This window comes from Neorhizobium descurainiae, assembly GCF_051400715.1.
GTDB lineage: Bacteria > Pseudomonadota > Alphaproteobacteria > Rhizobiales > Rhizobiaceae > Neorhizobium.
Genome location: NZ_JBLFFK010000004.1, coordinates 265,610 through 279,074, shown reverse-complemented (window position 1 = coordinate 279,074; position 13,465 = coordinate 265,610). Strand labels below are relative to the sequence as shown.

Genomic DNA, 13,465 nt, shown 5'->3' with positions numbered 1-13,465 from the left:
CGCGAATTCCGTGTTTTAGCCGAGGCGCAAATAATTCCTGCAAAGCCGCCAAGGGGGCTAGATTTAGCGGTATACCTTCAATGAATGCTAACTATGCTAATTGACTATGAAAGCGGGAAGTAACTGAAAATTAACGTAAAGCGAAAAGCGTTTGAATTAGCATTCGGGGGCCAAGTCTTGAACATTCAATTACTCGTACAACTTCTGGTACTTGCAGAAGAAGCCAAGACGGAAGCGGAACTGACGGGCCAACTGGAATCCCTGCTGAAAGCTTATGGCTTTGAATATTATGGTCTCCTCATCCAGCCGCGCTTCAATCAAGATCCTGTAAATCTGTCTCTCGCCAGCCGCTGGCCGGAAGGCTGGTCGGAAATCTATGTAGGGCGCAAATACGTTCTCGTCGATCCGACCATTCGCATGCTCAGCATTGCCCAGAGGCCCTTCCGCTGGCGCGACGCGGTCACGAAACTGAAAAACGATCCCCATCGGCAGCGTATGCAGCGGATGATGCAAGAGGGCGTGCGCTATGGCCTTCTGGACGGCTATATTTTCCCGGTGCATGGCCGCAACGGGCTGCTCGGCAATATGACGGTCTGCGGCCGGCCCGTGGATCTCTCTCCAGCCGAATTGGCGCTCTTCGATGCGGCAGCCAAGAAAATCTTTTGGCGTTTCATGGAACTGCGCGGCCGGGCGGAAGAACTGGAGGCCGTCGCAAAGGTGGACACCCAGCTCACCCGCCGGGAAATGGAAGTCATCGTGCTGCTGGCCGATGGCCTGACCTCCAACGAGATCGCCAAGTCGCTGGACATTTCCAGCCATACGGTGGACTGGTACATCAATGGACTCCAGGAAAAGCTGAAGGCCAAGAACAGGCAGCACGTGGTCGCCTCCGCCTTTCGTCTGGGGCTCGTCATCTGAGCGCAAGCCCATTTGATGCATGCGACATAAATTTGACATCCCGCTCTTTGGTAAATTGCACTTGCTTGATTAAGGCGATACTGATTTCTTTGCAGTGCAGCATTTTCTCGATGGCGCCTGGGGAGGTCCGTTTTGCCGATTTCGAAGATTCTCGTTGCCAACCGCTCTGAAATCGCCATCCGCGTGTTTCGCGCGGCCAATGAGCTGGGCATCAAAACGGTCGCGATCTGGGCGGAGGAGGACAAGCTCTCGCTGCATCGCTTCAAGGCGGACGAGAGCTATCAGGTGGGGCGTGGCCCGCATCTGTCGAAGGACATGGGTCCGATCGAGAGCTATCTTTCCATTCCGGAAGTGATCCGGGTCGCGAAGCTTTCCGGCGCCGATGCCATCCATCCCGGCTACGGCCTCCTGTCCGAAAGCCCGGAATTCGTCGAGGCCTGCAACGATGCAGGTATCACGTTCATCGGCCCGACGCCGGAAACGATGCGCCAGCTCGGCAACAAGGTCGCCGCCCGCAACCTGGCGGTCTCCGTGGGAGTGCCGGTCGTGCCGGCGACCGAACCGCTGCCGGACGATATGGCAGAGGTGGCGAAGATGGCCGCGGCGATCGGCTATCCGGTGATGCTGAAGGCGTCCTGGGGCGGCGGCGGTCGCGGCATGCGCGTCATCCGCTCCGAGGCAGATCTGGGGCGGGAGGTGACGGAAGCCAAGCGCGAGGCGATGGCCGCCTTCGGCAAGGACGAAGTCTATCTGGAAAAGCTCGTCGAGCGCGCCCGCCACGTGGAAAGCCAGATTCTCGGCGACACGCATGGCAATGCGGTGCACCTCTTTGAACGTGACTGTTCGATCCAGCGCCGCAACCAGAAGGTGGTGGAGCGCGCTCCGGCGCCTTATCTCACCGAAGCCCAGCGCCAGGAGCTGGCGAGCTATTCGTTGAAGATCGCCAAGGCGACGAACTATATCGGCGCCGGCACCGTCGAATACCTGATGGATGCCGATACCGGCAAATTCTACTTCATCGAGGTGAACCCGCGCATCCAGGTCGAGCATACGGTGACCGAAGTCGTCACCGGCATCGACATCGTCAAGGCGCAGATCCACATCCTCGAAGGAGCGGCGATCGGCACGCCGGAATCGGGCGTGCCGAAACAGGCGGACATCCGCCTCAACGGCCATGCCCTGCAGTGCCGGATCACCACGGAAGATCCGGAGCACAACTTCATCCCGGACTATGGCCGCATCACCGCCTATCGCTCGGCGGCCGGTTTCGGCATCCGCCTCGATGGCGGCACTGCCTATTCCGGCGCGGTGATCACCCGCTATTACGATCCGCTGCTCGTCAAGGTGACCGCCTCCGGCGGAACGCCGCAGGAAGCGATCAGCCGCATGGACCGAGCATTGCGCGAGTTCCGCATCCGCGGCGTGGCGACCAACCTCACCTTCCTGGAAGCGATCATCGGCCACCCGAAGTTCCGCGACAATTCCTATACGACACGGTTCATCGACACGACACCGGAGCTCTTCGAACAGGTGAAGCGGGCCGACCGGGCGACCAAGCTGCTCACCTATCTGGCCGACGTCACCGTCAACGGCCACCCGGAGGTAAAGGGCCGGCCGATGCCTTCGGAGCAGGCGGCAAGGCCGGTTCTGCCCTATATCAACGGACCCATCCCGGACGGCACGAAACAGAAGCTCGATGCGCTCGGTCCAAGGAAGTTCGCGGAATGGATGCGCAACGAACAGCGCGTGCTTTTGACCGACACGACCATGCGCGACGGGCACCAGTCCTTGCTCGCGACCCGCATGCGCACCTATGACATCGCGCGGGTTGCCGGCGTCTATGCGCGGGCGCTTCCCGACCTCTTCTCGCTGGAATGCTGGGGCGGGGCGACCTTCGACGTTTCCATGCGATTTCTTACCGAAGACCCGTGGGAGCGGCTGGCGCTGATCCGCGAGGGAGCGCCGAACCTGCTTCTGCAGATGCTGCTGCGTGGCGCCAACGGCGTCGGCTACAAGAACTATCCGGATAACGTGGTGAAGTACTTCGTCCGTCAGGCGGCGAAGGGGGGCATCGACCTCTTCCGCGTCTTCGATTGCCTGAACTGGGTCGAGAACATGCGCGTCTCGATGGATGCGGTCCAGGAGGAGAACAGGCTCTGCGAGGCGGCGATCTGCTATACGGGCGATCTGCTCAGCAGCGCGCGACCGAAATACGACCTCAAATATTACGTGGCTCTCGCCGAGGAGCTGGAAAAGGCCGGCGCGCATATCATTGCCGTCAAGGACATGGCCGGCCTCTTGAAGCCCGCTGCTGCCAAGGTCTTGTTCAAGGCGCTGCGCGAGGCGACCTCGCTGCCGATCCATTTCCACACGCACGACACGTCCGGCATCTCGGCGGCCACCGCGCTTGCGGCCGTCGAAGCGGGCGTCGATGCCGTGGATGCCGCGATGGACGCGCTCTCCGGCAATACGTCGCAGCCCTGCCTCGGCTCGATCGTCGAAGCGCTTTCGGGCAGCGAGCGCGATCCCGGCCTCGATCCGGAATGGATCCGCCGCATCTCCTTCTATTGGGAAGCGGTGCGGGGCCAGTACGCCGCCTTCGAGAGCGACCTCAAGGGACCCGCTTCGGAAGTCTACCTGCACGAAATGCCGGGCGGCCAGTTCACCAACCTCAAGGAACAGGCCCGCTCGCTCGGGCTCGAGACCAAGTGGCACAAGGTGGCGCAGGCTTACGCGGACGCCAACCGGATGTTCGGCGATATCGTCAAGGTGACGCCGTCCTCGAAGGTGGTCGGCGACATGGCGCTGATGATGGTCTCGCAGGACTTGACCGTCGCCGATGTCGAGAACCCCGCCAAGGACATAGCCTTCCCTGAATCGGTGGTCTCGATGCTGAAGGGCGATCTCGGCCAGCCGCCGGGCGGTTGGCCGGAGGCGCTGCAGAAAAAGGCGCTGAAAGGCGAACAGCCCTATACGGCCGTGCCGGGTTCGCTTCTGCCGCCGGCCGATCTCGATGCGGAGCGGAAAGTCATCGAGGGCAAGCTCGAGCGCAAGGTCGACGACTTCGAATTCGCCTCCTACCTCATGTATCCGAAGGTGTTCACGGATTTCGCCCTGGCCGCCGACACCTATGGGCCGGTCTCGGTCCTGCCGACGCATGCCTATTTCTACGGTCTTGCCGACGGCGAGGAGCTGTTCGCCGATATCGAGAAGGGCAAGACGCTGGTCGTCGTCAACCAGGCGATGAGCGCCACCGATGCTCAAGGGATGGTGACGGTCTTCTTCGAGCTGAACGGCCAGCCGCGCCGCATCAAGGTGCCGGACCGGGCGCATGGTGCCTCCGGCGGGGCCGTGCGCCGCAAGGCGGAGACCGGCAATGCCGCCCATCTCGGCGCGCCGATGCCGGGCGTGATCTCGACGGTCGCCGTTTCCGCCGGCCAGTCGGTGAAGGCCGGCGACGTGCTGCTCTCCATCGAGGCCATGAAGATGGAAACGGCCCTCCACGCCGAAAAGGACGGCACCATCGCCGAAGTGCTCGTCAAGGCCGGCGACCAGATCGATGCCAAGGATCTGCTGATCGTTTACAGCGGCTGATTTTTAGCCGCCGTCGCTCGTCCGGATTTTTCGGCCGAACCGCTCGCCGAAAATGATCAGCAGGCCGGCGCCGCCGATAAGGATTGCACCCAGCGTCACATTGGCGGCGGGCACATCGCCCCAGATCAAGTATCCGAGCACGAAGGCCCAGACGAGCGCCGTATATTCGAAAGGCGCCAGCACCGAAACCGGCGCCCGCCGCATGCCTTCGAAAAAGGTGTATTGGGCCAAGCCTCCGAGCAGTCCGACGCCGAACAGCATGGCGGTCGTGGCAAAATCGACGTCCTTCCACTCGACGATCAGCATGCCGGCGGTCAGCACGATGAAGAAGAAATTGGTGATCGTCATCTGTACGAGGCTCGTTTCGTGCAAGGCGGTGCGCCGGAGCAGCACGGTCGAGAACGCCCAGAGGCAGGCGGCCTGCAGCGCCAGGTAGACGGGAAGCGAAATCGTGAGTCCCACCGGATTGCTGGCGACGACGACGCCTGCGAAACCGACGATGACGGCCACCCAGCGGGCGAGCGTGACATGTTCCTTCAGCATGGGACCGGCCAGCAGCGTGGCAACGACCGGTGCCGCGAAATAGAGCGTGGTGAGTTCGCCGAGCTGGAGGGATTTCGCAGCGGTGTAATAGGAAAGCCAGGCGGTGATGAGGAACAGGCTGCGCACCGCCATCGGCTTGACGATGTTGGAGGTGGCTGCCCGCTTGGCAAGACGCCTCCCGCCGATGAAGAGACAGCAGAGGACGACCGTGACGCTGCGAAAGAACAGAATCTGCCAGACGGTGACGGACTCGACGAGCAGTTTGATGACGGCATCATGGCTGCTGAAGATGAAATAGGAGAGCGTGATCAGCAGGATGCCGAGGCCGTAGGGAGTTTTCAAAGGACACCGGGCCCGCGTACCGGACTATGGTTGGGGCTGAAATGAATGCAGGTTTGATCTCAGAAACCGGAGTTTGCCGCGACTGTCAATCTCGGCTCCGGGGGGTTGTTCAGGTTTCCTTCAGATACAATTTGTGAGACGGGGAGCGCCTAGACCCGTTGCAAATTCAATCGATTTAAATGATGATCGCCGCAACCTGAGGATTGATTCATGGATACCCGTGCCGCCACCCGTCCCTCCGAAGCTCGCGCCTTCATCACCCGCGAACGCGTGGGCGTGGCGCTGCTTTTCCTGATGAACGGCTTCATGGTCGGCGCCTGGGCTCCGAAGATCCCGGAATTCGCCAGCCGTCTCGGATTGAGCGAAAGCACGCTTGGCTTGATGATCCTGATCTTCGGCCTGGGGTCGCTGGTGATGATGCCGCTTGCCGGCAGCCAGATCGCCCGGTTCGGTTCCAGCCGCGTTTCCAAGTACTCATCCGTCCTGCTCACGCCGACGCTGCTGCTTCTCACCTGGGTCGGGAACATATGGGCCGGAGCCGTGGCGATTTTCCTGTTCGGCGGACTGATCGGTGCGATGGACGTCGCGATGAACGCGAACGCGGTTGCGGTCGAGAAACACATGCGCCGGGCCATCATGTCTTCCTGTCACGCCTTCTGGAGCCTTGGCGGCCTCCTGGGCTCTTCGACGGGCGGTTTTCTGATCGAGCATATCGGCGTTTCGGCGCATGCGATCCTTGTCACAATCCTCGCCGCACTGATGATCGTCGCTGCCTGGCGGATCGTCTTGCACGACGCGCCGCATCCGGACGAACACAAGCGCGGCGGTAGCCGTCTGCCGCTCTCTCCGCTTCCCTGGCTGATCGGCATCATGGCGCTGTTCTGCATGATCCCGGAAGGCTCGATCCTCGATTGGGGGGCGCTCTATATGCGCAATGAACTCGGAGCGTCCGTGACCCTGTCCGGCTTTGCCTTCGCAGCCTTCTCGCTCACCATGGCGACGATGCGTTTTGCCGGTGATCTCATCCGCGACCGTTTCGGCGCCGTCCTGACGCTACGCGTGTGTGCGGTCATATCCATTCTCGGCTTGCTGGTGATCGGGTTCGCACCCAACGCATCGATCGCGATCGCCGGTTTCGCGCTCACCGGCATCGGCATTTCCAACATCGTGCCGATCGCATTTTCGGCCGCGGGAAACATGCCGGGCATGGCGGCCGGTGTCGGTCTTTCCGTCGTCACGACCATGGGCTATTCCGGCATCCTGGTGGCGCCTTCGGCGATCGGCTTCATCGCCGAGCATACGGGGCTTGCGGCGATTTTCGCCGGCCTGTCGGCACTGATCCTTGTCGTGCTTCTGCTGTCGCGCCTCGCCAGACATGCGGACAATGCCCATCATTGATACCATGTCGGCCTGCTGGGCCGGCAAGCCGTCAGGCGGCGCGATAAAGTGAGCATCCTGACTGTTGACAAGCCGCAAGCCATAAGCCACCTGAAAGGCGCTCCTAATTCCAAGGCGATGAGAAGCTGCATGTCCTCACCCGTCGATTACGATCCGAAGCCTCGCCGCGCTACCGTTGCCGTCGATGTCGGCGGCGTTATCGTCGGTGGCGGTGCGCCCGTCGTCGTCCAGTCGATGACCAACACGGATACAGCGGATGTGGATGCGACGGTGGCTCAGGTCGCTGCGCTCTATAGGGCAGGCTCCGAAATCGTCCGCATCACCGTCGACCGCGACGAGAGCGCCGCTGCCGTGCCGAAAATCCGCGAGCGGCTGCTGCGTCTCGGCATGGACGTGCCGCTGGTCGGCGATTTCCACTATATCGGCCACAAGCTGCTCGCCGACCATCCCGCCTGCGCCGAGGCCCTCGCGAAATACCGCATCAACCCGGGCAATGTCGGCTTCAAGGACAAGAAGGACAAGCAGTTCGGCGACATCATCGAGATGGCGATCCGTTATGACAAGCCGGTGCGCATCGGCGTCAACTGGGGGTCGCTCGACCAGGATCTCCTGACGACGCTGATGGACCGCAATCAGGAGCAGGGTTCGCCGCTCTCGGCCCGCCAGGTCATGCATGAGGCGATCGTGCAGTCGGCTTTGATTTCGGCCGAGCTGGCGGAACAGATCGGCCTGCCGCGCAACCGCATCATCCTGTCGGCCAAGGTCAGCCAGGTGCAGGACCTGATCGCCGTCTATTCCATGCTTGCAGAGCGCTCCAACCATGCGCTGCATCTGGGCCTCACCGAGGCCGGCATGGGATCGAAGGGCATCGTCGCCTCCTCGGCCGCCATGGGTTATGTGCTGCAGCAGGGCATCGGCGATACCATCCGCGTTTCCTTGACGCCGGAGCCGAACGGCGACCGCACCCGCGAGGTGCAGGTGGCGCAGGAGCTTCTGCAGGTCATGGGTTTCCGGCAGTTCGTCCCGGTCGTCGCCGCCTGTCCCGGCTGCGGCCGCACCACGTCGACCGTCTTCCAGGAACTTGCGCAGAACATCCAGAACGACATCCGCAAGAACATGCCGGTCTGGCGCGAGAAATATCCGGGCGTCGAGGCGCTCAACGTCGCGGTCATGGGCTGCATCGTCAACGGCCCGGGCGAAAGCAAGCATGCGGATATCGGCATCTCGCTGCCGGGCACCGGCGAAACGCCGGCAGCCCCGGTCTTCATCGACGGCAAGAAGGCGATGACGCTGCGGGGACCTAATATCGCGGCCGATTTCGAGAAGCTGGTGATCGACTATATCGAAAGCCGTTTCGGCCAGAAGACGGCAGCGGAATAGCCGCTTGCGCCCTCAGGCGATTGTCGCCTAGGGCTATGTAGCATGAAATCGAGTCCTGCTGTTGACGGCGGATAATGCACCGGAAACGCAGGTCCGCTTCTTCGTCTGTGGTCAACGGCAAGGACATGCCGTCCCTCCTCGCTATTGCCGCAATTCATGGTAAATGAGATGTCGCCACAGACGACGGGGACATCGATTTACATGCTCAAGAAAATCGCAATCGTCGCGCTTTGCGCGACCTATCTTTCTGCCTGCACCACGACCGATCCCTATACGGGAGAACAAAAGGTTTCCAATACCGCCGGCGGTGCGGCCATCGGCGCCGGCCTCGGTGCGCTTGGCGGCTTGGTCATCGGCGGCGGCAACAAGGGCCGCAACGCGCTGATCGGCGCCGCCATCGGCGGTCTGGCCGGCGGGGCGATCGGCAACTATATGGACAGCCAGGAGGCCGAACTGCGCGCGCAGCTGCAGGGCACCGGTGTTTCCGTCACCCGCGCCGGCGACCGCATCATCCTCAACATGCCGTCGAACATCACCTTTGCGACTGACCAGGACCAGGTGATCCCGCCCTTCTACCGCACGCTGGATTCCGTCGCTATCGTGCTCAACAAGTTCGGCAAGACCTATATCGACGTGAACGGCCATACGGATTCGACCGGCAGCCTGCAGCATAACCAGGGGCTGTCCGAGCGCCGCGCCGCTTCCGTCGCGAACTATCTGGCAAGCCGCGGCGTCGATCAGCGGCGCATGTCGACGATGGGCTTCGGTCCGTCGCAGCCGGTCGCTTCCAACGCGACGCCCGACGGGCGTGCGCAGAACCGCCGCGTCGAAGTGCAGATCGCGCCCATCACGCAAGGCTGATTGAAAAAGGGCGAGCCGCTCAGATGCGGCTCGTCAGTAACTTCAGGCCGGCGGCGCTATAAAAGATCGCCATCGTGCCTTCGATCCAGCGCCGCGCGGCCTTGTAGCCGCGCAGTGCATGCGGTGTCGAAAAAAGCATTGCATAGCCGATGAAGATCATCAGGCTGGAGGTGATGCAGACGCCGACAATCAGGACGATTGCCGCGGTCGGTGCGTTTTGCGGCAGGCCGAGGGAGATAATCGCCAGCCAGGCGAAGATCGCCTTCGGATTGGTAACGTGGATTGCATAACCGCGCAGCCAGAGCTGGCGGGCGGTATAGCTTGTCTTGCTATTGCCGATCACCGCTTTGGAATCGGGCAGGCGAGCCGATTTATATGCCTTCCAGGCGAGATAAATCAGATAGAGGCCGCCCAGCACCTTCAGGATTTCCAATGCGATGGCGTAGTTGCGCAGCAGGGTCGCAAGGCCCAGTGCTGCGGCACAAGCCCAGGTGAAGGAACCGCAGCTGATGCCAAGTGCCGTGATCAGTCCGGCACGGCGGCCCTGTGAGATCGAGGCGCCGATGATAGCGAAATTGGCCGGGCCAGGGCTTGCGACGTTGATGATATAGGCGACATAGGCCGGCCACATATATAGCAGGTAACTCAGGACGTCCGGCATGCTTTCCCCCGGAGGTGTTAGTTGTTCCGGCTGGCGATGAAGCGTGCCGTCTCCTGCAGAATAAGCGCCTTTTCGCCGTAAGGCGCAAGCAGATCGACGGCCTCCTTCGTCAGAGTGTCGAGCCGTTCCTCGGCCCAGGCCTTGCCATGCAGCGCGACGAGCGTGCCTTTGCCGCGGGCGGCGTCCTTGCCCGTCGCCTTGCCCAGGGTCGCGGCGTCGGAGGTCAGGTCGAGAAGGTCGTCGGCGAGCTGATAGGCGAGGCCGATCTTCCGGCCGAAAGCCCGCAATCGGTCGCGATGCTCGGGGTCCGATCCGGCGATGATGGCACCTGCCTCACAGGCGAAGCGCAGGAGCGCACCGGTCTTCATCGCCTGCAGCGTCACGATGCCGGCTTCATCCGGCGGGTTCCTCTCAGCAGCGAGATCGAGCGCCTGTCCACCCGCCATGCCGCCGGGCCCGGCGGCTCGGGCAAGGGCAAGGACGAGCTCCGCCTTCAGCCGGTCGGTGAGCTCGGTTTCCGGCGCGGCGATGATGTCGAAGGCATAGGTGAGCAGGCTGTCGCCGGCAAGGATCGCGGTCGCCTCGTCGAAGGCCTTGTGCACGGTCGGGCGGCCGCGGCGCAGGTCGTCGTCGTCCATGGCAGGCAGGTCGTCATGGATCAGCGAATAGCAATGGAGGCATTCGAGCGCCGCGCCGATCCGGAGTGCAGCGTCGGACGGTCCGCCGAGCAGGGCAGCGCTCTCGCGGACGAGGAACGGCCGGAGCCGTTTTCCGCCATTTAGCGATCCGTGGCGCATGGCGGCCATGAGGTGTGGCGGGCGGGCGATCTCACCGGAGAGACGGGTATCGGACAGCAGCGACGAAAGCAGGGCTTCCGTCTCGGCGGCGCTCTGCCGCAGGCGTCTCTCGAATGCGGTCGTCGTGTCCGTCATGGCCCGCTGTTTGACATGCCGACTGCCGGCTGGCAACGGCGATCTATCGCGTCACGGGAAGTTTTCGGCAGCAGACTGGCCTTGGCTTCGTTCAGCGGCTATGAAACCCGAAACAAGGGACGAGCGGGATATTGGACATTACGCCCGAACAGCACGCGCAGGAGGAGGAGCCCGTGAGGGTCGGACGGCGCCGGCGCCTATTTCCCAGCGGGGTGATCCGGCGGATCGTGCAGGTGGCGCTCGTCCTCGTACTGCTGCCCTATCTGCTGATCCTCATCTATGCCCTGCCGTTCATCCGCCCCGTCTCGACGCTGATGCTGTCGGAACTGGCGCTGTTGCGCGGCTACGACCGGCGCTGGGTCAGCCTCGAGGACATTTCTCCGAATCTCGTTCGTTCGGTGATGATGTCGGAGGATGGGCAATTCTGTTTCCACGGCGGGATCGACTGGGCTCAGATGCGCGGCGTGGTGGCGGACGCTCTCGAAGGCGAGGCGACGCGAGGGGCCAGCACCATTCCGATGCAGACGGTGAAGAACCTGTTCCTCTGGAATGGCCGTTCCTTCATCAGGAAGGGGCTCGAACTGCCGCTTGCGATCGGCGCCGATTTCGTCTGGTCGAAGCGGCGGATGATGGAAATCTATCTCAACGTCGCCGAATGGGGGCCGGGCATCTACGGCGCGGAGGCGGCAGCCCAGTATCATTTCAAGACATCTGCCGCGAAACTGAGCGCCCGCCAGGCGGCCCTGCTCGCCGTCTCGCTTCCCAATCCGATCATTCGAGTTGCCGGCAAACCCAGCCGCGGCGTTCAGCGTCTGGCAGGCGTGGTCGAGCGGCGGGCGCGCAATTCCGGCGATTACATCAAGTGCATTTATGATTGAGTTCTCGCGATTTCATTGGTCGCATTCGGCTGACGCGATTATAGCCTGAATGAACCAACCGGAGAGGCTCATGGAAAAGCTCACCCTTTATATCGGCAACAAGAATTATTCTTCCTGGTCCTTCCGGCCCTGGATCGCGATGACGGCGGCTGGGATTCCTTTCGAGGACGTGGTGATCCCCTTCGATTTTCCGGCTGGCAATCCGAAATTCAAGCCGGTCTCGCCCACCGGCCGGGTTCCGGTGCTCCATCATGGCGATGTCCGGGTGTGGGAGTCGCTGGCGATCATCGAATACGTGGCCGAGCTTTTCCCCGACAAGGGCCTCTGGCCGAAGAGTGCGGCGGATCGCGCCGTTGCCCGCTCGATTTCCATGGAAATGCTCTCCGGCTTCCGGGCGCTGCGCGGTGCCTGCCCGATGAACATCCGCCGGCCGAAGCGCAGGATCGATCTGCCGGACGGTGTGATGGGGGATGTGGCGCGTATCGAGGCGATCTGGCGTGAACTTCGGACGAAGTCCGGCGGTCCGTTCCTGTTCGGTACATTTACCGGGGCGGATGCGATGTTCGCACCCGTCGTCAACCGCTTCGATGTCTACGATCTGGTGACGGACGACGAAACGCTCGCTTATATGGCGGCGGTGAAGTCGCACCCGGCCTGGCTGAAATGGCAGGAAGCGGCCGTGGCCGAACCGTGGATCGTGCCGGAAGACGAGGCATAGGCGGAAATCTCGAAAAATTCCGGCTAGGGACTGGTCAAAGCCCTGCCGGACATGTATAAGCCCGCCAAATTTCCGAGATCGAGACGTGATGAGTTCGGCCTCAGTTCCGGCCGGAGATCATGTTTTGCACGAAGTGGAGTAACAGAAATGGCTGTACCGAAGAGAAAAACGAGCCCGTCGAAGCGCGGTATGCGCCGCTCCGCTGACGCACTCAAGGCTCCGACCTATATCGAAGACAAGAACTCGGGCGAACTGCGCCGTCCGCATCACATCGACCTGAAGACCGGCATGTATCGTGGCCGCCAGGTCCTGACGCCGAAGGAAAACGCGTAAGCGTTTGCTGCGGAAGTTTGCTTGAAGGGCCGGCTTTGCCGGCCTTTTTTGTTTCTGTGGTGCCTTGGCGTCGCGATCCGCCCGGCCGGCCACTACGTCTCGATCGGACTTAGAGATTGTCCAGCCGGCTCTGAAGGTTGCGGAGTTGTTCCTTCAGTTCGTCGATATCCTTGGAATCCGCCTTTTTCGAAGTGGGCTGCGGCGGCTGAGCGGTGAAGGGCGAGAACATCTGCAGAGCCTGGCGGAACATTTCCGTGTTGCGGCGTACCTGCTCCTCCATCATCTGCATCGGGACCTGCAGGTTCTTTCCGAGCGGCGTGTCGCCGAAGGCGCGCGTCATCTGCTCGCGCATCTGCGTCTGCTGGTCCGCGAAAGCCTTCATCGAGTGTTCGAGGAAGGTCGGCACGACCATCTGCATCTGGTCGCCGTAATAGGAAATCAGCTGCCGCAGGAATGAGATCGGCAGCAGCGTGTTGCCCGTCTTCGATTCCTGCTCAAAGATGATCTGCGTTAGCACGGAATGGGTGATGTCCTCGCCTGTCTTGGCGTCCTGGACGACGAATTCCTCGCCTTTTTTCACCATCTTTGCCAAGTCCTCCAGCGTCACGTAGGTGCTGGTGCCCGTGTTGTAGAGGCGCCGGTTGGCATATTTCTTGATTATGATTTCGCCTTCGGTCTTCGCCATGATTGCCTCCTGCTCCCGTCGATATGGTTTGGTTTTTATGAATGGCATGCTTCTCCCGACAGGAATGTAAGCCTAAATGACGCGGACTGACAATCGATTTGTGCGGCGCGGCGATCGCTTTGTTGCGCAGCAAATTCGCGGAATCTAAGGATCATTTCGAAAGCGTTCGCGGGCCCGCTGAACGTTCGGCGTTCGTCTGACGCTCGTTTGGCGCGCGTTTGA

Annotated in this window: 12 protein-coding genes; 8 read left to right on the top strand and 4 right to left on the bottom strand. The window is 61.8% G+C overall.

The genetic code is table 11. From position 1 onward, the window contains the following. The first annotated feature begins 177 nt into the window (after positions 1–177). Complete coding sequence (locus tag ACMGE0_RS10355) at positions 178–918, top strand: LuxR family transcriptional regulator (protein WP_436815761.1); 741 nt, start codon at positions 178–180, stop codon at positions 916–918. A gap of 132 nt (positions 919–1,050) precedes the next feature. After that, positions 1,051–4,512: a pyruvate carboxylase gene (gene pyc / locus ACMGE0_RS10350; RefSeq protein WP_436815760.1), complete on the top strand. Its 3,462-nt coding sequence runs from the start codon at positions 1,051–1,053 to the stop codon at positions 4,510–4,512. A 3-nt stretch (positions 4,513–4,515) separates the two neighbouring features. Here the strand turns inward: pyc and ACMGE0_RS10345 are convergent, their stop codons facing one another. After that, the gene (locus tag ACMGE0_RS10345) at positions 4,516–5,397 is read right to left on the bottom strand and encodes a DMT family transporter (protein WP_436815759.1); all 882 of its coding nucleotides are present in this window, start codon (positions 5,395–5,397) and stop codon (positions 4,516–4,518) included. A gap of 210 nt (positions 5,398–5,607) precedes the next feature. On the opposite strand from ACMGE0_RS10345, the gene ACMGE0_RS10340 reads away from it, so the two are divergent. The 3 genes from ACMGE0_RS10340 to ACMGE0_RS10330 all read left to right on the top strand — a co-directional run bounded on the left by ACMGE0_RS10340 (position 5,608) and on the right by ACMGE0_RS10330 (position 9,036). Further along, positions 5,608–6,795, top strand: a complete 1,188-nt coding sequence (locus tag ACMGE0_RS10340) for an MFS transporter (protein ID WP_436815758.1) — start codon at positions 5,608–5,610, stop codon at positions 6,793–6,795. Positions 6,796–6,924: 129 nt separating this feature from the next. Further along, positions 6,925–8,175 (top strand): flavodoxin-dependent (E)-4-hydroxy-3-methylbut-2-enyl-diphosphate synthase, encoded by a 1,251-nt coding sequence (ispG, locus tag ACMGE0_RS10335; RefSeq protein ID WP_436815757.1) that lies wholly within the window; start codon positions 6,925–6,927, stop codon positions 8,173–8,175. A gap of 201 nt (positions 8,176–8,376) precedes the next feature. Beyond that, positions 8,377–9,036 carry a YiaD family glycine zipper/OmpA-like lipoprotein gene (locus tag ACMGE0_RS10330; protein WP_436815756.1) on the top strand — a complete coding sequence of 220 codons (660 nt, stop codon included), beginning with the start codon at positions 8,377–8,379 and terminating at the stop codon, positions 9,034–9,036. A 19-nt stretch (positions 9,037–9,055) separates the two neighbouring features. On the opposite strand, the gene ACMGE0_RS10325 is transcribed toward ACMGE0_RS10330, so the two are convergent. Then, a complete protein-coding gene (locus ACMGE0_RS10325) occupies positions 9,056–9,697 on the bottom strand; it encodes a LysE family translocator (protein WP_436815755.1) in 642 nt (213 codons plus the stop codon). A gap of 17 nt (positions 9,698–9,714) precedes the next feature. Beyond that, positions 9,715–10,629, bottom strand: a complete 915-nt coding sequence (locus ACMGE0_RS10320) for a polyprenyl synthetase family protein (protein ID WP_436815754.1) — start codon at positions 10,627–10,629, stop codon at positions 9,715–9,717. Positions 10,630–10,760: 131 nt separating this feature from the next. On the opposite strand from ACMGE0_RS10320, the gene mtgA reads away from it, so the two are divergent. The 3 genes from mtgA (at position 10,761) to rpmF (ending at position 12,558) form a co-directional block, all read left to right on the top strand. Further along, positions 10,761–11,507, top strand: coding sequence for a monofunctional biosynthetic peptidoglycan transglycosylase (gene mtgA / locus ACMGE0_RS10315; protein WP_436815753.1), 747 nt, complete (start codon positions 10,761–10,763; stop codon positions 11,505–11,507). A gap of 70 nt (positions 11,508–11,577) precedes the next feature. Next, a complete protein-coding gene (locus ACMGE0_RS10310; protein ID WP_436815752.1) occupies positions 11,578–12,225 on the top strand; it encodes a glutathione S-transferase family protein in 648 nt (215 codons plus the stop codon). 147 nt (positions 12,226–12,372) lie between these two features. Then, the gene (gene rpmF, locus ACMGE0_RS10305; RefSeq protein WP_003535764.1) at positions 12,373–12,558 is read left to right on the top strand and encodes a 50S ribosomal protein L32; all 186 of its coding nucleotides are present in this window, start codon (positions 12,373–12,375) and stop codon (positions 12,556–12,558) included. A gap of 109 nt (positions 12,559–12,667) precedes the next feature. Here rpmF and phaR read toward each other — a convergent pair whose 3' ends face one another. Further along, on the bottom strand, positions 12,668–13,243 hold the full coding sequence (gene phaR, locus ACMGE0_RS10300) for a polyhydroxyalkanoate synthesis repressor PhaR (protein ID WP_436815751.1): 576 nt from the start codon (positions 13,241–13,243) through the stop codon (positions 12,668–12,670). Between the last annotated feature and the right edge of the window lie 222 nt (positions 13,244–13,465).